The organism is Pseudomonas sp. NPDC088368, assembly GCF_044753445.1.
Classification (GTDB): domain Bacteria; phylum Pseudomonadota; class Gammaproteobacteria; order Pseudomonadales; family Pseudomonadaceae; genus Aquipseudomonas; species Aquipseudomonas bambusae.
In genome coordinates this window covers 328,245-347,033 of sequence record NZ_JBIVNG010000001.1, presented here as the reverse complement: position 1 = coordinate 347,033, position 18,789 = coordinate 328,245, and the positions used below count along the sequence as shown (strand labels likewise).

Here is an 18,789-nt window from a genome sequence, read left to right as displayed (position 1 = left end):
TCCAGCCGATAAAGATCTGTCGGATGTACGGTTCAATCGCGAATGAATTCGCTCCCACAGAGGGGCAGCGTTTCAGCCCACCAACGCCACGGCGTGATAACGCAGGTGATCCTCGATGAAGCTGGCGATGAAGTAATAGCTGTGGTCATAACCGGGCTGCATGCGCAGTTCCACCGGGTGACCCACCGTCTTCGCCGCCTGCACCAACGCTTCGGGCTTGAGCTGATTGGCAAGGAAGTCGTCGCGATCGCCCTGATCGATCAGCAGAGGCAAGCGCTCGGCCGCGTCGGCGATCAACACGCTGGCGTCCCATTCGCGCCAGCGCGAACGGTCTTCGCCCAGATAACGAGAGAACGCTTTCTGCCCCCACGGGCAATCCATCGGGTTGGTGATGGGCGAGAACGCCGACACCGATTTGTAACGCCCCGGATTGCGCAAGGCACAGACCAGTGCGCCGTGACCGCCCATCGAATGGCCGCTGATGCTGCGTTTGTCCGAGGCCGGGAAATGCGCTTCGATCAACGTCGGTAGCTCACTGACCACGTAGTCGTACATGCGGTAGTGACGCGCCCACGGTTGCTCCGTGGCATTCAGGTAGAAACCGGCGCCCAGACCGAAGTCGTAAGCGTTGTCCGGATCACCCGGCACGTCGGCGCCGCGGGGGCTGGTGTCAGGCGCGACGATGATGATTCCAAGCTCGGCGGCGATGCGCTGGGCACCGGCCTTTTGCATGAAGTTCTCATCGGTGCAGGTCAGGCCAGACAGCCAATACACCACCGGCAGCTTGCCACCCTGCTCGGCCTGCGGCGGCAGGTAGACGGCAAACACCATGTCGCAACCCAGCACATCGGAATGATGTTTGTAACGCTTATGCCAGCCGCCGAAGCTCTTCTGGCACGAAATATTTTCCAGACCCATCGGTCGTTCCTCCCTCAGCTGCGAGCCGCAAGCCACAAGCTGCAAGTGGGGCAATGGCGCGCCTTCTTGCAGCTTGCAGCTCGAAACTTGAAGCTGCTACTTAGAAATGGATGACGGAGCGGATGCTTTTGCCTTCGTGCATCAGGTCGAACGCTTCGTTGATCTTTTCCAGGCCCATGGTGTGGGTGATGAAGGTGTCCAAGGGGATTTCACCTTTCTGGGCTTTCTCGACGTAGCTTGGCAGTTCGGTACGGCCTTTGACGCCGCCGAAAGCCGAACCGCGCCAGACGCGCCCGGTCACCAGCTGGAATGGGCGAGTGGCGATTTCCTGGCCAGCCGGTGCAACACCGATAATGATCGACTCGCCCCAACCCTTGTGGCAGCACTCCAGCGCGGCGCGCATGAGGTTGACGTTGCCGATGCACTCGAAGCTGTAATCCACGCCGCCATCGGTCAGTTCGACGATGACGTCCTGAATCGGCTTGGTATGGTCTTTCGGGTTCACGAAATCGGTGGCACCCAGTTCACGGGCGACGTCGAATTTTGAAGGGTTGATGTCGATAGCAATGATGCGCGAGGCCTTGGCCATTTTCGCGCCAATGATCGCCGCCAGACCAATGCCGCCGAGACCGAAGATGGCCACGGTTGCGCCCTCTTCCACCTTGGCCGTGTTGAGCACGGCTCCGATGCCCGTGGTCACGCCGCAACCCAGCAGGCAGACCTTTTCCAGCGGAGCTTCTTTAGGAATTTTCGCGAGGGAGACTTCTGCCACGACGGTGTATTCGGAGAACGTCGAGCAGCCCATGTAGTGGTAGACCGGCTCGCCGTTGTAGCTGAAACGGGTGGTGCCATCGGGCATCAGGCCCTTGCCTTGAGTGGCACGGACTTTCTGGCACAGGTTGGTCTTGCCGGATTTGCAGAATTTGCACTCGCGGCATTCGGCGGTGTACAGCGGGATCACATGGTCGCCGATCGCTACCGAGGTCACGCCCTCGCCAACGGCTTCAACGATGCCGCCGCCTTCGTGACCCAGAATGCACGGGAATACGCCTTCGGAGTCCGCGCCAGACAAGGTGTAAGCGTCGGTGTGGCAAACGCCGGAGGCGATGGTCCGGATCAGGACCTCGCCAGCCTTTGGCGCTTCGACGTCCACTTCAACAATTTGCAGCGGTTGATTGGGACCGAACGCAACGGCAGCACGTGACTTGATCATCATCTTCTCCAGCGAAGTAAAAACGAGCCCGGAGTGTAAAACAGTGCCGTTTGATTAATAATCCGTGGAAAAGCAAAACATTAATGCTGTACAGGGATAATTGATGTACACCAATCGTTGGGAAGGGCTGGACGAATTCGTAGCAGTGGCGGAATGCGGGCAGTTCACGGCAGCGGCAGAGCGAATGGGCGTTTCGTCTTCGCACATCAGCCGGCAGATCGCCCGGCTGGAAGAGCGGCTGCAAACCCGTCTTCTATATAGGAGTACCCGCAAGGTCGCGCTAACGGAGGCGGGCCAGACATTTCTGCACCATTGCCAGCGCTTGCAAGATGGCCGCGAGGAAGCGTTACGCGCAGTGGGCGACCTCACCAGCGAGCCCAAAGGCCTCCTGCGCATGACCTGCGCCGTGGCCTACGGCGAGCGGTTCATCGCGCCCTTGGTGACGCGGTTCATGGAGGATTACCCGCAACTGCGCGTGGACATTGAGCTGACCAACAATACGTTGGACCTGGTGCACGAAGGGATGGACCTGGCGATACGCTTGGGTCGGTTGCAAGAATCACGACTGGTCGCCACGCGGCTGGCCCCTCGACGCATGTACCTCTGCGCCTCGCCTTCTTATTTAGAACGGTATGGCCGCCCTCACAGCCTGTCGGAATTGAACCGCCATAACTGCCTTATAGGCAGCTCCGACAGTTGGCTACTGCAACAGAACGGCCGGGAATTTTCCCAGCGGGTGCAGGGAAACTGGCGCTGCAACAGTGGGCAGGCGGTGCTGGATGCGGCGTTGCAAGGGGTAGGTTTGTGTCAGTTACCCGACTATTACGTGCTCGAACACCTGAAAAGCGGCGCACTGATTTCACTGCTCGAAGCCCACCAGCCCCCCAGCACGGCTGTGTGGGGGTTGTATCCTCAGCAACGGCATTTGTCGCCCAAGGTCAGGAAGTTGGTGGATTATTTGAAGACGGGGTTGGCAGCGCGGGATGAGTACCGCCAGTGACGCGGACTGAGCCCCCCCTGTGGGAGCGTGGCGCATCAGATCCGCTTCAGCGGGAAAAATCGCCCCGCCGCTGCCGCAACCATTCCAGGTCTTCCGGGCGCGTCACCTTAATGTTGTCGGCACGGCCTTCGATCAGACGCGGCGATTGCCCCGCCCACTCTATCGCCGAGGCTTCGTCGGTGATCGAGACGTTCGACACCAGGCTGTCCGCCAGCGCCCGATGCAACGCCCCCAGTCGAAACATCTGCGGCGTATACGCCTGCCAGATCAGGCTGCGATCCACGGTTTCGGTCACGCGGCCATTGGCGTCGGCACGCTTGAGGGTGTCTTTGGCCGGGACCGCCAGCAAACCACCCACCGGGTCGTTCGCCAGTTCATTCAGCAGGTTGTCCAGGTCCGAGCGCGCAAGATTAGGCCGCGCGGCGTCATGGACCAGCACCCAGTCGTTGTCATCGGCGCCACTGGCGTGCAGATGCAACAACGCATTGAGGACTGAATCTGCCCGCTCCTTGCCGCCCGCGACCCGCTCAATCCGGGAATCCAGCGCGCAAGGCAAGGTGGGCCAATAGGGGTCGTCCGCAGCCAGACTGATCACCAGCCCCTTGAGCCGGGGGTGATCGAGAAAGCAAAGCAGGCTGTGTTCGAGAATCGTGAGGCGGCCCAGTTGCAGGTATTGCTTGGGACGGTCTGCCGCCATGCGCGCACCAACGCCCGCTGCGGGAATCACTGCCCAAAAGGCAGGAAGGGATTGAGTCATTTACAGAAACGTCACTGTGCCAACTGATAAAGAGTCTCGCCGTCCTTGACCATGCCCAGCTCATGACGGGCACGTTCTTCAACGGTTTCCAGACCCTTCTTCAACTCCAACACCTCGGCATCCAGCACACGGTTGCGCTCAAGCAAGGCATCGTTTTCGGCATGTTGATCGGCGATTTGCTGGGTCAGACTGGCCACCTGCGCGAGGCTGCCGTTACCCACCCATAGGCGGTATTGCAAGCCAGCGAGCAGCAAGAGCAGAACGAGGAACAACCAGTTGGGACTGCGCATTGTGAATATCTGTTACCCGGTGGAGAAAGACAGCAAAACCGACCATTTCAAATGCCCAAGAGCCCGGTGGTCACCGGGCTCGTGGATCAGGACGCCAGGAACACCCACCTTCCGGTGAATTCCCCTACGACGCCTGCTGCCTTTTTACCATCTTGTAATCAGCCGCGAAACTCGCCGCGACCACGGTAGACCGCTTTGGCGCCCAATTGCTCTTCGATACGCAGCAGTTGGTTGTACTTGGCGATACGGTCGGAACGGCTCAGGGAACCGGTCTTGATCTGACCTGCCGAGGTGCCCACCGCCAGATCGGCAATGGTCGAGTCTTCGGTTTCGCCTGAACGGTGCGAGATAACGGCGGTGTAACCAGCGGCCTTGGCCATCTGGATGGCTTCCAGGGTTTCGGTCAGGGTGCCGATCTGGTTGAACTTGATCAGGATCGAGTTACCAATCTTCTTCTCGATGCCTTCTTTCAGGATCTTGGTGTTAGTCACGAACAGGTCGTCGCCCACCAGCTGGATCTTGTCGCCGATCTTGTCGGTCAGGACTTTCCAGCCATCCCAATCAGACTCGTCCAGACCGTCTTCGATGGAGATGATCGGGTGCTTGCTGACCAGGTCCGCCAGGTAGTCGGCAAAACCGGCGGAGTCATACTCGCCTTCTTCGCTCAGGACGTACTTGCCATTCTTGTAGAACTCGCTCGCCGCGCAATCCAGCGCCAGGGTCACGTCGGTGCCCAGTTTGTAGCCCGCGTTTTTCACGGCTTCGGCGATGGCGTCCAAGGCTTCGGCGTTGGAGTTCAGGTTCGGTGCGAAACCGCCTTCGTCACCCACTGCAGTGTTCAGGCCACGGGCCTTCAGAACAGCTTTCAGGTGGTGGAAAATCTCGGTGCCCCAGCGCAGGCCTTCGGAGAAGGTCTTGGCGCCGACCGGCTGAACCATGAATTCCTGGATGTCGATGTTGTTATCAGCATGCTCGCCACCATTGATGATGTTCATCATTGGGACCGGCATCGAGTAGACGCCTGGCGTGCCGTTCAGGTTGGCGATGTGCGCGTACAGCGGTAGGTCCTGATCCTGGGCAGCGGCTTTCGCGGCAGCCAGCGACACAGCGAGGATCGCGTTGGCGCCTAGGCTGGCTTTGTTTTCAGTGCCGTCGAGCTTGATCATCGCGTGATCCAGGGCCTTCTGGTCAACCGGGTCCTTGCCCAGCAGCAGGTCGCGGATCGGGCCATTGATGTTGGCCACTGCTTTCAGAACGCCCTTGCCCATGTAACGGCTCTTGTCGCCATCACGCAGCTCAAGTGCTTCACGCGAGCCGGTGGAAGCACCGGACGGCGCGCAAGCACTGCCGATGATGCCGTTGTCGAGGAGCACATCTGCTTCCACGGTGGGATTGCCACGGGAGTCGAGAACTTCACGACCTTTGATGTCGACGATTTTTGCCATTGTTGTTAACACTCCAAGATTGACGAAAACGACGCAGCTGGGAAAAACGACTGGCGCCCCGGGCACTAGACAGCGGGCAGGCCCGGGATGACAGATTTTCCCGACCCGTTGGTCGGGAAAGAAACGAGCGGCACTCTACCGGAGGGCATCGTGCCGGAGAAGCGGGTTTTACGCCGTTTCAATGGCCGGGAACGCTTTGACCAGATCATCGAGCGCCTTGAGCTGGGTCAGGAACGGCTCCAGCTTATTCAAGCGCAAGGCGCACGGGCCGTCGCACTTGGCGTTGTCCGGGTCCGGATGCGCTTCAAGGAACAGGCCTGCCAGGCCCTGGCTGATACCGGCTTTGGCCAGATCGGTCACCTGAGCACGACGACCACCTGCCGAGTCCGAACGACCGCCCGGCATTTGCAGCGCGTGGGTCACGTCGAAGAACACCGGGTATTCGAACGCTTTCATGATGCCGAAGCCGAGCATGTCCACGACGAGGTTGTTATAGCCGAAGCTCGAACCGCGTTCGCACAGGATCAATTGATCGTTACCGGCTTCTTCGCACTTGGTCAGGATGTGTTTCATCTCCTGGGGCGCGAGGAACTGGGCTTTCTTGATGTTGATCACGGCACCGGTCTTCGCCATCGCCACGACCAGATCGGTCTGGCGCGACAGGAAGGCCGGCAGTTGGATAATGTCGCAGACTTCCGCCACGGTCGCCGCTTGATGCGGCTCGTGGACGTCAGTGATCACCGGCACGCCAAAGGTGCTTTTGATCTCTTCGAAAATGCGCATGCCCGCTTCGAGGCCCGGACCGCGATACGAGGTCACGGAAGACCGGTTGGCTTTGTCGAAGCTGGCCTTGAACACGTAAGGGATGCCCAGTTTCTGGGTGACCCGAACGTATTCTTCGCAGACCTGCATGGCCATGTCCCGCGACTCCAGGACATTCATGCCACCGAACAAGACCATCGGCTTGTCGTTGGCGATGTCGATGCCCTTGTTCAGGCCACCGACACGGATGATTTTCTGTGCCATGTAATGAATTCCCTATCAGGCGTTCTTCTGGTGCTGAGCGAGCGCTGCCTTGACGAAGCCACTGAACAGCGGGTGACCGTCGCGAGGCGTGGAGGTGAATTCAGGGTGGAACTGGCAAGCCACGAACCACGGGTGGTCCTTGGACTCGACCACCTCAACCAGCGCGCCATCACCCGAACGACCGGACACTTTCAGCCCGGCTTCGATCAGTTGCGGCAGCAGCTTGTTGTTCACTTCGTAACGGTGACGATGACGCTCGACGATGGTGTCGTTGGCGTAGCAATCGTGCACCAGGGAACCCGGCTCCAGCAGGCATTCCTGCGCGCCCAGACGCATGGTGCCGCCAAGGTCGGAGCTTTCGGTGCGGGTTTCGACCGCGCCGGTGGAGTCTTCCCACTCGGTGATCAGGCCGACCACAGGGTGCGGACTGGTGCGATCAAACTCCGTAGAGTTGGCGTCTTTCCAGCCCAGCACGTTACGGGCGAACTCGATGACCGCCACTTGCATGCCCAGGCAAATACCCAGGTAAGGCACCTTGTTTTCGCGGGCAAACTGAACGGCGGTGATCTTGCCTTCGACACCGCGCAGACCGAAGCCGCCCGGTACAAGAATGGCGTCCACACCTTCCAGCAGGCCAGTGCCCTGGTTCTCGATGTCTTCGGAGTCGATGTAGCGCAGGTTGACCTTGGTGCGGTTGCTGATACCTGCGTGGCTCATCGCTTCGATCAGCGACTTGTACGCGTCCAGCAGTTCCATGTACTTGCCGACCATCGCGATGGTGACTTCGTGCTCCGGGTTCAGCTTGGCATCGACGACCTTGTCCCACTCGGACAGGTCGGCGCTGTTGCATTGCAGGCCAAAACGCTCAACGACGAAATCGTCCAGACCCTGCGAGTGCAGGATGCCCGGGATCTTGTAGATGGTGTCGGCGTCTTCCAGCGCGATCACAGCGCGCTCTTCGACGTTGGTGAACTGCGCGATCTTGCGACGCGACGAAACGTCGATCGGGTGATCGGAGCGGCACACCAGCACATCAGGCTGCAGGCCAATGGAGCGCAGTTCCTTGACGGAGTGCTGAGTGGGCTTGGTCTTGGTCTCGCCAGCAGTCGCGATGTACGGCACCAGCGTCAGGTGCATCAGCATCGCGCGCTTGGCGCCGACTTCGAAACGCAACTGGCGGATCGCCTCAAGGAACGGTTGCGATTCGATGTCACCCACGGTGCCACCGATCTCGACCATGGCCACGTCGGCATCGCCGGCGCCCTTGATGATGCGACGCTTGATTTCGTCGGTGATGTGCGGGATCACCTGAATGGTCGCGCCCAGATAATCACCACGGCGCTCTTTGCGCAGGACGTGTTCGTACACACGGCCGGTGGTGAAGTTGTTGTTCTGGGTCATGGTGGTGCGAATGAAACGCTCGTAGTGACCCAGGTCCAGGTCGGTCTCGGCGCCGTCGTGGGTGACGAACACTTCACCGTGCTGGAACGGGCTCATGGTGCCCGGGTCGACGTTGATGTAGGGGTCCAGCTTGAGCATGGTGACCTTAAGTCCCCTCGCCTCCAGGATGGCCGCCAATGAAGCCGAGGCAATGCCTTTCCCCAATGAAGAAACAACACCGCCCGTGACGAAGATGTAGCGCGTCATGAAAAACCCTAGAAGTCTGCGTTAAAGCGGTCAGAGCCGCCGGGGAAAGCGAAGGAAGGCCGAAGCCCCCGATGACCTGCGTGTTTCACAGTGCATTCCTGAAATTGCTGCGTTGAAGCGACTGGCCGAAACCGGACCTGTCCATTGCTCGCCACATTTTGAGAATCGCCCAGTAAAGACTGGCTGGTAATCGGCAACTCACGTCGTTCCGAAAGGGTCGACATAAGCTGTATCAAGAAGGGAGCGTAGTCTACCGGAAACGGGCTCTCATCTCAAACTGTGGTCATTCGTCGGTGGTTGCCAGTGCAATCGCCAGTCGCCACGGGGGTCAGCGTCGAGTCCGGGAAGGTTGGCCACCGCCAGCAACTGTTCACCGCGATACAACAGCGGCAATCGGCCGCGCAAAAACACCGGCACGCCTTTTTCATTGAGCAAGCGCTTGAGGTCCCGACGCCCGCGATCCGGCACATCCAGCACTTCACCGCCCTGTCGATAGTGCACGTGCAGCCCGCCGCGAGGGATGTCGCCCAGAATGTGCAACATTCCGTTGCCCGGCAAATGAAGCGGCTGCGAGGCCGTGGACCAGTGCTGCGAACCCGCCACGTCCTTGAGCCAGATGCCCGACAACCACCAGATTCGCCCTTCTGCGCGATGCAATTGTCCGTCGGCCAGACGCCAGATCGGACGGCCATCCGGCCCTGCATCACGCAGGGAATCCCATCCCGCCCAGTGGTCACTGTCTGGAAGACGTGTCAGCGGACTCAGCCAGTAACGTAAGGCGTTTCTCTGACGTGCGGATGACAGTCCCTCAAGCGGCGCCAGCTCCAGGGATGGCACCGCCAGCCATGGCCACGGGCACGGTGTGTCGGCGAGCGCCAGATCCTGCGTCGCCAGTTCATCGAGCAAGCCTTGGGCCTCGGCCAGATGAGCGGCGCTGCGGACCATGCTCGCGGTTGCCTGGGGCCAGCGTGCGGTCAACATCGGCAACACATGATTGCGCAGGTAATTGCGGGAGAAACGGCTGTCTTTGTTGCTCGGGTCTTCGATCCAGCTCAGGCCCTCTTCCTGTGCATAACGCTCAAGCAATGCGCGGGGCTCGTCCAGAAGCGGCCGGAAGACCTGGCCTTTGCCAAGTACCCGATGGGACGGCATTGCCGCCAACCCTTTCACACCCGCTCCCCGCAGCAGACGAAACATCAGGGTTTCCGCCTGATCGTCCCTATGCTGGGCCGTGAGCAACACTTCGCCCGCCAGCAACGTCTGCTCGAACGCGGTGTATCGCGCATCGCGGGCCGCCTGTTCGAGGCTGGCGCCGGATCGGACTTGCACGTCGATGACCTGCAACGGCACGCCCAGAATCTGACACATCTGACGGCAATGTCCCGGCCACGACGCAGCAACAGCCTGCAAACCGTGATGAATGTGGATAGCGGTCAAAGGGGGGAGACGCTGATGGCGAGCAAGCTCGGCCAGCAGGTGCAGCAGGACGGTGGAATCGAGTCCACCCGAGAAGGCGATGCGCCAACCGGCTGCACCGCGCCAGGGTTCAAGGCGCGATAGCAGACGTTGGGAGAGGTCTTTTTTGAATGTGTCCGGCTTGCTCATGCTGGTGGACCCCGCGTTAGCTCACCGGACCTCAAATATGACTCCGATCAGATGCCGTAGCTCATCAGGCGGTCGTAGCGACGCGCCAACAGTTCATCCGCATTGAACTTCTTGAGCATGGCCAACTGGCTGCTCAATGCTTCGCGGATGGAAGCCGAAGCCGCCGCCGGATCACGGTGCGCGCCACCCAGTGGCTCGTTGATGACCTTGTCGACGATGCCCAGGCCTTTGAGGCGCTCAGCGGTGATGCCCATCGCTTCGGCAGCGTCTGGCGCTTTTTCGGCGGTTTTCCACAGAATCGACGCGCAGCCTTCTGGCGAAATCACTGCGTAGGTGGAGTATTGCAGCATGTTCAGCTGATCGCACACGCCAATGGCCAGTGCACCGCCCGAACCGCCCTCACCGATCACAGTCGCGATGATCGGCGTCTTCAGACGCGCCATGACACGCAGGTTCCAGGCAATCGCTTCGCTCTGGTTGCGCTCTTCAGCGTCGATGCCAGGGTAAGCGCCCGGCGTGTCGATGAAGGTCAGAATCGGCATCTTGAAGCGCTCGGCCATTTCCATCAGGCGGCACGCCTTACGGTAGCCTTCAGGACGCGGCATGCCGAAGTTGCGGCGAACTTTTTCGCGGACTTCGCGGCCTTTTTGATGACCGATCACCATGACAGGCTGGTCGTCCAGACGGGCGATGCCGCCCACGATGGCCGCGTCGTCGGAGAAGTGGCGGTCGCCGTGCAGCTCGTCGAACTCGGTGAAGATGTGTTCGATGTAGTCCAGGGTGTACGGACGACGCGGATGACGCGCCATGCGCGCGATCTGCCAACTGGTCAGGTTGCCGAAAATGCTTTCGGTGAGCGTGCTGCTCTTCTCTTGCAGTCGAGAGATTTCATCGCCGATGTTCAGCGAGTTGTCATTGCCTACCAGTCGCAGCTCTTCAATTTTGGCTTGCAGGTCAGCAATCGGCTGTTCGAAATCCAGAAAATTCGGGTTCATAGGCATCCGTCTTGGGTCGACGGCCAAGAGGCCGGCCGGTTGATCCGTAAACGCCATACCTTAAAGGATGTGGCGTGTAGGGGTCGAGGTTAAAGTGTCGAGCTTAAAAAAGTCGGGTATCAGCGTTCATCGATACTGCAGGAAGACGTTCTCTCGTCCGAACTGGTCACGCAGTGCCTGAATCAGGCTGTCTGCGGGATCGATTCGCCACGCTTCGCCGAACTGCAATAGCGCCCGGGCCTCCTGCCCGGTGTAGTCGAGCGTGATCGGACACGCTCCCCGGTGCTTCTTGCACAGGTCGCCCAGCCAGCGTAGACGATCGCCTTTCAGCGCCTCGCTGCGCACGGTCAGGCGCAAACTCTCAGCCAGACCGGTCCGCGCTTCTTCGAGACTCATCACCCGCTTGGCTCGCAAACGCAGGCCGCCGGAGAAGTCATCGGAGCTGACCTCGCCCTCCACCACAACCATCGCGTCGGTCTGCAACAGCGACTGAGCGGCCTGGAACGAGTCCGCGAACAACGACGCTTCGATGCGGCCAGAGCGGTCATCCAGGGTGATAAACCCCATCTTGTCGCCCTTTTTGTTCTTCATCACACGCAAGGCGATAATCAGACCGGCAACGGTCTGGGTGTCACGGGCAGGTTTCAGGTCAACGATTCGCTGGCGGGCGAAGCGACGAATCTCACCTTCATACTCGTCGATCGGGTGACCCGTCAGGTACAGGCCCAGGGTTTCCTTCTCACCGCGCAAACGCTCTTTGAGAGTGACCTCTTTGGCCCCGCGATGGTTCGCATAAACATCGGCATCGGGCTCGACGAACAGACCGCCAAATAGATCGGCATGGCCACTGTCGTGACTGCGCGCGGTCTGTTCGGCCGATTGAATCGCACCTTCCAGCGCGGCGAGCAACACACCGCGATTGCGGTCAATGTTGGCTTGATACTGTTTCGGGTCGTCGTAGAAAAACGGCCCCAGACGGTCCAGCGCACCGCTGCTGATCAGGCCACCCAGCGTGCGTTTGTTGACCCGTTTGAGGTCGATGCGCGCGCAGAAATCGAACAGGTCCTTGAACGGCCCGGCCTGACGCGCTTCGGTAATCGCCTCGACCGGCCCCTCGCCCACGCCTTTGATCGCGCCCAGCCCGTACACGATGCGGCCTTCGTCGTTGACGGTGAATTTGAATTCGGAGTTGTTCACGTCCGGCGCATCGAGGCGCAGTTTCATGGTCCGCACTTCCTCGATCAAGGTCACGACCTTGTCGGTGTTGTGCATGTCCGCCGAGAGCACGGCCGCCATGAACGGCGCCGGGTAATGCTTCTTCAGCCACGCCGTCTGGTACGAGACGAGCCCGTACGCAGCAGAGTGGGATTTGTTAAAACCGTAACCGGCGAATTTTTCCACCAGGTCGAAAATGTTACCGGCCAGATCCGGCTCGATATTGTTGGTCTTGCAGCCATCGATGAAGCCGCCACGCTGCTTGGCCATCTCCTCGGGCTTTTTCTTACCCATGGCCCGACGCAGCATGTCGGCCTCGCCGAGGGTGTAACCCGCCATGACCTGAGCAATCTGCATCACCTGTTCCTGATACAGGATGATGCCGTACGTTGGCAGCAGCACGGGCTTGAGCCCTTCGTACTGGTAATCGACGTGCGGGTAGGAGAGCTCGGCGCGACCGTGCTTGCGGTTGATAAAGTCGTCCACCATGCCCGACTGCAGCGGGCCCGGGCGGAACAGTGCCACCAGTGCGATAAGGTCTTCCAGGCAGTCGGGCTTGAGCTTCTTGATCAGCTCTTTCATGCCTCGGGATTCAAGCTGGAAGACCGCCGTGGTTTCGGCTTTTTGCAGCAGATCGTAGGTTGGGGCGTCATCCAGCGGGATGAAGGCGATGTCGAGCAGGTCCTCGCCGACCTTTGCGCGGTCGCGGTTGATCGTCTTCATCGCCCAGTCGATGATCGTCAGCGTTCGCAGACCCAGGAAGTCGAACTTCACCAGACCCGCGGCCTCGACATCGTCCTTGTCGTACTGGGTGACCAGGCCGCCGCCTTCTTCATCGCAATAGATAGCCGCGAAGTCGGTCAGTTTGGTTGGCGCGATGACCACACCACCGGCGTGCTTGCCGACGTTACGCACAACGCCTTCGAGCTTGCGCGCCATTTCCCAGATTTCAGCCCCTTCCTCGTCGGTCTTGAGGAAGTCGCGCAGGATTTCTTCCTGCTCATAGGCCTTTTCCAGGGTCATGCCGACTTCGAACGGAATCATCTTCGACAGGCGATCTGCGAGCCCGAAGGATTTCCCCTGAGCCCTCGCCACGTCCCGCACCACGGCTTTCGCCGCCATGGAACCGAAGGTGATGATCTGACTGACCGCGTTGCGGCCGTATTTCTCGGCCACGTATTCGATCACCCGGTCGCGACCGTCCATGCAGAAGTCGACGTCGAAGTCCGGCATCGAAACCCGTTCAGGGTTAAGGAACCGTTCGAAAAGCAGGTCATATTCCAGCGGATCGAGGTCGGTAATCTTCTGTACGTAGGCTACCAGCGAGCCGGCACCCGACCCACGGCCCGGACCGACCGGCACGCCGTTGTTCTTGGCCCACTGGATAAAATCCATAACGATCAGGAAGTAACCGGGGAACCCCATCTGGATGATGATATCCAGCTCGAAATTCAACCGGTCGACGTACTCCTGCCGCTTGGCTTCGTAGTTGGGCGTGGTTTCCCTCGGCCACAGCACGGCCAAGCGCTCTTCAAGGCCCTCGAAAGACACCTTGCGGAAATATTCATCGATGGTCAGGCCATCGGGAATCGGGAAGTTGGGCAGGAAGTGCTTGCCCAGGCGCACGTCAATGTTGCAACGCTGGGCGATTTCCACGGTGTTCTGCAGCGCGTCGGGCAGGTCGCTGAAAAGCTCGGCCATTTCTGCAGCGCTTTTGAGGTACTGCTGATCGCTGTAGTTGTGCGAGCGGCGCGGGTCGTCCAGCGCCCGGCCTTCGCCGATACACACGCGGGTTTCGTGGGCCTCGAAATCTTCCTGCTTGATGAAGCGAACATCGTTGGTCGCCACCAGCGGCACACCGTGGCGATCGGCAAGGGCGACGGCAGCGTGCAAATGCTCTTCGTCATTGACGCGGCTGGTCCGTTGAATCTCGATGTAGAAACGATCCTGAAAGACCGACACCCATTCTTTAAGCAACTCGTCGGCCTCGGCCGGGTTGCCGCCGAGCAGCGCCATGCCGATCTCACCTTCCTTGGCCGCCGACAGCGCGATCAGCCCTTCATGGGCCTCAGCGACCCACTCGCGCTCGATGATCACCACGCCGTTGCGCTGACCATGCATGAAACCGCGGGAAATCAGTTCGGTGAGATTCAGGTAGCCCTTGGGGTTCATCACCAACAGGCTCAAGCGGCTGAGGGGGGCATCCTTGTCACGACCTGCCAACCAGATATCGGCGCCGCAGATAGGCTTGATGCCAGCACCCATGGCGGCCTTGTAGAACTTGACCAGCGAGCACAGGTTGTTCTGATCGGTCACTGCCACCGCAGGCATGCTCAAGCCGGTCAACGCCTTGACCAGCGGCTTGACCCGCACCAGCCCGTCGACCAGAGAATATTCGGTGTGCATGCGCAGATGAACGAAAGAAGCCGACATGGTTGATCCTATAGCGCGCAGAAAACAAAGGCCGGATTGTACCGGCCTCTCATGAAAACATCAGCCCGCGATCAGGTGAGCGGCAGCGAGGTGAAGCCGGTGGAGATCATCATCTCCCGCGCTTCATACGCCGCACGTACCGGGGCGAAGGAGCGACGGTGGATCGGCGTCGGCCCTAACCGGGCCAGCGCTTCCAGGTGAACCGGCGTCGGGTAGCCCTTGTGGCCACCGATCCCGTACCCCGGATAGATCAGTTCCATGGCAGCCATCTCCCGGTCGCGGCTGACCTTGGCCAGGATCGACGCCGCAGCGATGGCGGGGACCTGGGCATCACCCTGAATCACCGGCGCACTGGGCACCGAGAGTTGCGGGCAACGGTTACCGTCTATCAGCGCCAGTTTCGGCGTGATCAGCAGGCCCTCGACCGCACGCTTCATGGCCAGCATGGTGGCGTGCAGAATGTTCAGCTCGTCGATTTCTTCGACTTCGGCCCGTGCGATATGCCAGCACAGCGCCTTCTCGCAGATCTCGTCGAACAGCTTTTCGCGCTTGGCTTCGGTGAGCTTTTTCGAGTCGTTAAGACCCAGGATGGGGCGATTGGGGTCAAGAATCACCGCAGCCGTTACCACAGCGCCGCACAGCGGGCCACGGCCCACCTCATCGACACCGGCGACCAGATCCTCGACCAGGTTGAAATCCAGGCCCATTTGCATTGTTCGAGCGCTCATCGTGAAGGCGACGGGCCAATCAGGTTCAGGACCGCTTCGGCGGCTTGATTGGACGCGTCGCGACGCAAGGTGCGGTGAATGGCGTCGAAGCCGGCGGTCTGCTCCGCGCCGTTGTCGAGCAACGGCAGCAGGGTGCTTGCCAGGGCATCGGCGGTCGCCGCGTCCTGCAGAAGCTCTGGAACCAGCAAACGCTGGGCCAACAGATTCGGCAGCGACACGTATGGACTCTTCACCATCCGCTTGAGTATCCAGTAGGTCAGCGGCGCCAGACGATAGGCAACCACCATCGGTCGTTTGTACAGCAGCGCTTCCAGCGTGGCGGTGCCCGATGCGATCAACACGGCATCGCAGGCAGCCAACGCAATATGGGAGCGGCCGTCGAGCAAGGTCAGCGGCAGATCCCGGCCTTGCAACAATTGTTCGATTTGCGCGCGGCGTTGAGGGCTGGCGCAGGGCAGCACGAAACGAATGTTCGGTCGCTGGGCGAGCAGCCGTTCGGCGGTGTCGAAAAACAGCGCGCCCAGTCGGCCCACCTCCCCGCCACGGCTGCCCGGCATCAACGCCACGACAGGCCCGTCACCCAGCCCCAGCTCAGCCCGAGCCGCCTGGCGATCTGCTTCAAGGGGGATGGTATCGGCGAGTGGATGGCCGACGAAACGCACCGGCACGCCCTTTTCTTCGTAAAAACGCGCTTCGAACGGCAACAACGTCAACATCAGGTCGCAGCCTTCGCGGATCTTCAGGACGCGCCTCTGCCGCCACGCCCACACGGACGGGCTGACGTAGTGCACGGTTTTGATCCCGGCCTGACGCAATTTGAGTTCGATATTGAGGGTGAAGTCCGGAGCATCGATCCCGATGAATACATCGGGTTTCTCATCGATCAAGGTCTGGATCAACAGCTTGCGACGGGCCAGCAACTCCTTGAGACGTCCAAGGACTTCCACCAGCCCCATGACCGACAGGCGCTCCATGGGGAAGTAGGACGCCATGCCCTCGGCTTCCATGAGCGGGCCGCCGACGCCGATGAACTGAGCATCAGGATGACGCGCCTTGATGGCACGCATCAGACCCGAACCCAGAATGTCGCCCGAGGCTTCCCCGGCGACCAGCGCGATCCGCAAGGCCCCCATGATTAACGGGTGATGCCGCGGGTCGAGTTCTGGATGGACTCAAGAAACAGCGCGACTTCCGGGAACTGCGCCGCCGGTTCAGCCAGCTCGACCACCGCCTGTTCGACCGTCAGCCCTTGGCGATAGACCGTCTTGTAGGCGCGACGCAGGGCATGGATCGAGTCTTCCGAGAAACCACGACGACGCATGCCTTCGAAGTTCATGCTGCGGGCTTCTGCCGGGTTGCCGAACACGGTGACGAACGCCGGGACATCCTTGCCAATCGCCGTGCCCATGCCGGAAAAGCTGTGGGCGCCGATGTGGCAATACTGATGAACCAAGGTGAAACCGGAGAGGATTGCCCAGTCAGCCACATGCACATGGCCGGCCAGCGCCGTGTTGTTGACCAGGATGCAATGGTTGCCGATGACGCTGTCATGACCGATATGCGCATAGGCCATGATCAGGTTGTTATTGCCAATCGTGGTTTCGGCGCGGTCCTGAATGGTGCCACGGTGAATCGTGACGCCTTCGCGGATCACGTTGTGGTCACCAATGACCAGACGCGTGGCTTCGCCCTTGTACTTGAGGTCAGGCGTGTCCTCACCTACCGAAGAAAACTGGTAGATGTGGTTGTGCTTACCGATGATGGTCGGACCACGCAGAATCACGTGCGGACCAATCACCGTGCCCTCGCCAATTTCCACACCGGGTCCGACGATCGACCACGGGCCGACCTCCACATTGTCGGCCAGCACGGCCGTCGGATCGATGATTGCGCGAGGGTCAATCAAACTCATAGTTTACGTTCCGCACAGATGATTTCTGCGGAGCATACCGGCTTGCCGTCTACCGACGCCTGGCATTCGAACTTCCAGATCTGGCGCTTGCAGCTCAGGAACTTGGCTTCAAGAATCAGTTGGTCGCCCGGCAGCACCGGCTGGCGGAAGCGCAGCTTGTCGGAGCCCACGAAGTAATACAGGGTGCCGTCAGCAGGCTTCACGTCAAGCATCTTGAAACCCAGGATGCCCGCGGCCTGAGCCATCGCTTCGATGATCAGCACGCCCGGCATGATTGGATGCGCAGGAAAGTGCCCATTGAAGAAGGGCTCGTTGATGCTGACATTCTTATAGGCACGAATGAGTTTATTCTCAACATCCAGCTTCACCACACGATCCACCAGCAGGAACGGGTAACGGTGGGGCAGATATTCGCGAATTTCGTTGATGTCCATCATTTCGAGAGGAAGCCTGTAGTAAAGATTGGGAGTGCGCGACGAATGCGCGGCACTCCTCTAGCAAATCAAGGAGGCAGTTTATCGGCTTTGCACACTTGATAAGAAAAAAGTATCAGCCATCAGATGACGCATTACCGCCTGAGGTCACTGCCTCGACAATCTTTTCTAGCTGCTGCAGCCGGCGGGACATGTCGTCGAGCTGGCGAATACGTGCCGCACTCTTGCGCCACTCGGCAGCGGGCTGCATCGCGGTCCCCGAAGAATAGGAACCCGGCTCGGTGATCGAACGGGTGACCATGGTCATGCCCGTGATGAAAACGCCGTCGCAAATTTCAATGTGCCCGACCAGTCCGACACCGCCGGCGAGCATACAGTGTTTGCCGATCTTCGCACTGCCGGAAATGCCAACGCAGGCCGCCATTGCCGTGTGATCGCCCACTTGAACGTTGTGCGCGATCTGAATCTGGTTATCCAGCTTCACACCGTTGCCGATGCGCGTGTCGTCCATGGCGCCGCGGTCAATGGCGGTATTCACGCCAATCTCCACGTCGTCGCCGATGGTCACGCCACCAATCTGGGCGATCTTCTGCCACACGCCTTTCTCGTTGGCGAAGCCGAAGCCCTCTCCACCCAGTACGGCACCGGACTGGATCACCACGCGCTGGCCGATCCGCACATCGTGATACAGCGTCACCCGCGGTGCCAGCCAGCCGCCTTCGCCGATGACACTGCGGGCACCGATGTAGCAATGAGCACCGAGGGTCACACCGGCAGCGATGCGTGCACCGCTTTCGATGACGACATAAGCGCCCACGCTGGCGTTCGGATCGACCACTGCGTCAGCAGCGACGATAGCGGTTGGATGAATACCGGCAGCGGCCTTCGGCTTGGGATCGAACAGGTGGGAGATTCGTGCGTACGCCAGGTAGGGGTCGGCGATCAGCAGTGCATCTCCCGCGTAACCTTCGGCATCAGCGGGCTTGAGTAGCACGGCTGCGGCGTGGGAGGTTGCGAGGAATTTTCGATACTGAGGATTGGCCAGAAAGCTGACCTGACCGGGCCCGGCCTCCTGCAAGGTGGCCAGTCCGGTGATTTGCTTGTCCGCCGGGCCACGTAGCGTGGCACCGAGGAACTCGGCCAGATGGCCGAGCGTGATAGTCACGGTCAT

16 protein-coding genes are annotated in these 18,789 nt (G+C 60.2%); 1 reads left to right on the top strand and 15 read right to left on the bottom strand.

Features of this window, described 5'->3' with window-relative positions:
* Positions 1 to 72 precede the first annotated feature (72 nt).
* Together fghA and ACIQAL_RS01465 are read right to left on the bottom strand one after the other, a co-directional pair.
* Positions 73 to 918, bottom strand: a complete 846-nt coding sequence (gene fghA / locus ACIQAL_RS01470; protein ID WP_401141642.1) for an S-formylglutathione hydrolase — start codon at positions 916 to 918, stop codon at positions 73 to 75.
* 100 nt (positions 919 to 1,018) lie between these two features.
* The gene (locus tag ACIQAL_RS01465; RefSeq protein ID WP_401141639.1) at positions 1,019 to 2,131 is read right to left on the bottom strand and encodes an S-(hydroxymethyl)glutathione dehydrogenase/class III alcohol dehydrogenase; all 1,113 of its coding nucleotides are present in this window, start codon (positions 2,129 to 2,131) and stop codon (positions 1,019 to 1,021) included.
* A 103-nt stretch (positions 2,132 to 2,234) separates the two neighbouring features.
* On the opposite strand from ACIQAL_RS01465, the gene ACIQAL_RS01460 reads away from it, so the two are divergent.
* A complete protein-coding gene (locus ACIQAL_RS01460) occupies positions 2,235 to 3,131 on the top strand; it encodes a LysR substrate-binding domain-containing protein (RefSeq protein ID WP_401141638.1) in 897 nt (298 codons plus the stop codon).
* 46 nt (positions 3,132 to 3,177) lie between these two features.
* Here the strand turns inward: ACIQAL_RS01460 and ispD are convergent, their stop codons facing one another.
* The 13 genes from ispD to lpxD form a co-directional block, all read right to left on the bottom strand.
* Positions 3,178 to 3,888, bottom strand: a complete 711-nt coding sequence (ispD, locus tag ACIQAL_RS01455; protein ID WP_401141635.1) for a 2-C-methyl-D-erythritol 4-phosphate cytidylyltransferase — start codon at positions 3,886 to 3,888, stop codon at positions 3,178 to 3,180.
* 11 nt (positions 3,889 to 3,899) lie between these two features.
* A complete protein-coding gene (ftsB, locus tag ACIQAL_RS01450) occupies positions 3,900 to 4,178 on the bottom strand; it encodes a cell division protein FtsB (RefSeq protein ID WP_074752716.1) in 279 nt (92 codons plus the stop codon).
* Positions 4,179 to 4,336: 158 nt separating this feature from the next.
* Positions 4,337 to 5,623, bottom strand: a complete 1,287-nt coding sequence (gene eno, locus ACIQAL_RS01445) for a phosphopyruvate hydratase (protein ID WP_166593527.1) — start codon at positions 5,621 to 5,623, stop codon at positions 4,337 to 4,339.
* A 168-nt stretch (positions 5,624 to 5,791) separates the two neighbouring features.
* The gene (kdsA, locus tag ACIQAL_RS01440; RefSeq protein WP_341959599.1) at positions 5,792 to 6,649 is read right to left on the bottom strand and encodes a 3-deoxy-8-phosphooctulonate synthase; all 858 of its coding nucleotides are present in this window, start codon (positions 6,647 to 6,649) and stop codon (positions 5,792 to 5,794) included.
* A 15-nt stretch (positions 6,650 to 6,664) separates the two neighbouring features.
* Complete coding sequence (locus tag ACIQAL_RS01435) at positions 6,665 to 8,296, bottom strand: CTP synthase (protein ID WP_401141631.1); 1,632 nt, start codon at positions 8,294 to 8,296, stop codon at positions 6,665 to 6,667.
* Positions 8,297 to 8,563: 267 nt separating this feature from the next.
* Positions 8,564 to 9,901 carry a tRNA lysidine(34) synthetase TilS gene (gene tilS, locus ACIQAL_RS01430; protein WP_401141629.1) on the bottom strand — a complete coding sequence of 446 codons (1,338 nt, stop codon included), beginning with the start codon at positions 9,899 to 9,901 and terminating at the stop codon, positions 8,564 to 8,566.
* Positions 9,902 to 9,948: 47 nt separating this feature from the next.
* Positions 9,949 to 10,896: an acetyl-CoA carboxylase carboxyltransferase subunit alpha gene (locus ACIQAL_RS01425; RefSeq protein WP_166593531.1), complete on the bottom strand. Its 948-nt coding sequence runs from the start codon at positions 10,894 to 10,896 to the stop codon at positions 9,949 to 9,951.
* Positions 10,897 to 11,022: 126 nt separating this feature from the next.
* A complete protein-coding gene (gene dnaE / locus ACIQAL_RS01420) occupies positions 11,023 to 14,544 on the bottom strand; it encodes a DNA polymerase III subunit alpha (protein WP_401141626.1) in 3,522 nt (1,173 codons plus the stop codon).
* A gap of 71 nt (positions 14,545 to 14,615) precedes the next feature.
* Positions 14,616 to 15,257 (bottom strand): ribonuclease HII, encoded by a 642-nt coding sequence (gene rnhB / locus ACIQAL_RS01415; RefSeq protein ID WP_401142381.1) that lies wholly within the window; start codon positions 15,255 to 15,257, stop codon positions 14,616 to 14,618.
* An 11-nt stretch (positions 15,258 to 15,268) separates the two neighbouring features.
* Positions 15,269 to 16,405 carry a lipid-A-disaccharide synthase gene (lpxB, locus tag ACIQAL_RS01410; RefSeq protein ID WP_401141625.1) on the bottom strand — a complete coding sequence of 379 codons (1,137 nt, stop codon included), beginning with the start codon at positions 16,403 to 16,405 and terminating at the stop codon, positions 15,269 to 15,271.
* A 2-nt stretch (positions 16,406 to 16,407) separates the two neighbouring features.
* On the bottom strand, positions 16,408 to 17,184 hold the full coding sequence (gene lpxA / locus ACIQAL_RS01405; protein ID WP_401141622.1) for an acyl-ACP--UDP-N-acetylglucosamine O-acyltransferase: 777 nt from the start codon (positions 17,182 to 17,184) through the stop codon (positions 16,408 to 16,410).
* Positions 17,181 to 17,621 (bottom strand): 3-hydroxyacyl-ACP dehydratase FabZ, encoded by a 441-nt coding sequence (gene fabZ / locus ACIQAL_RS01400; RefSeq protein WP_166593534.1) that lies wholly within the window; start codon positions 17,619 to 17,621, stop codon positions 17,181 to 17,183. The genes lpxA and fabZ overlap by 4 nt, the downstream gene beginning before the upstream one ends.
* 112 nt (positions 17,622 to 17,733) lie before the next feature.
* Positions 17,734 to 18,789, bottom strand: coding sequence for a UDP-3-O-(3-hydroxymyristoyl)glucosamine N-acyltransferase (lpxD, locus tag ACIQAL_RS01395; RefSeq protein ID WP_401141619.1), 1,056 nt, complete (start codon positions 18,787 to 18,789; stop codon positions 17,734 to 17,736).

Excerpts from the sequence above, each read along its gene's own strand:
- dnaE (WP_401141626.1), bottom strand. The coding sequence starts at position 14,544 with ATGTCGGCTTCTTTCGTTCATCTGCGCATGCACACCGAATATTCTCTG.
- fghA (WP_401141642.1), bottom strand. The coding sequence starts at position 918 with ATGGGTCTGGAAAATATTTCGTGCCAGAAGAGCTTCGGCGGCTGGCAT.
- eno (WP_166593527.1), bottom strand. The coding sequence starts at position 5,623 with ATGGCAAAAATCGTCGACATCAAAGGTCGTGAAGTTCTCGACTCCCGT.
- ACIQAL_RS01460 (WP_401141638.1), top strand. The coding sequence starts at position 2,235 with ATGTACACCAATCGTTGGGAAGGGCTGGACGAATTCGTAGCAGTGGCG.
- lpxB (WP_401141625.1), bottom strand. The coding sequence starts at position 16,405 with ATGGGGGCCTTGCGGATCGCGCTGGTCGCCGGGGAAGCCTCGGGCGAC.
- ACIQAL_RS01435 (WP_401141631.1), bottom strand. The coding sequence starts at position 8,296 with ATGACGCGCTACATCTTCGTCACGGGCGGTGTTGTTTCTTCATTGGGG.
- ACIQAL_RS01425 (WP_166593531.1), bottom strand. The coding sequence starts at position 10,896 with ATGAACCCGAATTTTCTGGATTTCGAACAGCCGATTGCTGACCTGCAA.
- ftsB (WP_074752716.1), bottom strand. The coding sequence starts at position 4,178 with ATGCGCAGTCCCAACTGGTTGTTCCTCGTTCTGCTCTTGCTGCTCGCT.
- tilS (WP_401141629.1), bottom strand. The coding sequence starts at position 9,901 with ATGAGCAAGCCGGACACATTCAAAAAAGACCTCTCCCAACGTCTGCTA.
- lpxD (WP_401141619.1), bottom strand. The coding sequence starts at position 18,789 with ATGACCGTGACTATCACGCTCGGCCATCTGGCCGAGTTCCTCGGTGCC.
- lpxA (WP_401141622.1), bottom strand. The coding sequence starts at position 17,184 with ATGAGTTTGATTGACCCTCGCGCAATCATCGATCCGACGGCCGTGCTG.
- kdsA (WP_341959599.1), bottom strand. The coding sequence starts at position 6,649 with ATGGCACAGAAAATCATCCGTGTCGGTGGCCTGAACAAGGGCATCGAC.
- ACIQAL_RS01465 (WP_401141639.1), bottom strand. The coding sequence starts at position 2,131 with ATGATCAAGTCACGTGCTGCCGTTGCGTTCGGTCCCAATCAACCGCTG.
- rnhB (WP_401142381.1), bottom strand. The coding sequence starts at position 15,257 with ATGCAAATGGGCCTGGATTTCAACCTGGTCGAGGATCTGGTCGCCGGT.
- fabZ (WP_166593534.1), bottom strand. The coding sequence starts at position 17,621 with ATGATGGACATCAACGAAATTCGCGAATATCTGCCCCACCGTTACCCG.
- ispD (WP_401141635.1), bottom strand. The coding sequence starts at position 3,888 with ATGACTCAATCCCTTCCTGCCTTTTGGGCAGTGATTCCCGCAGCGGGC.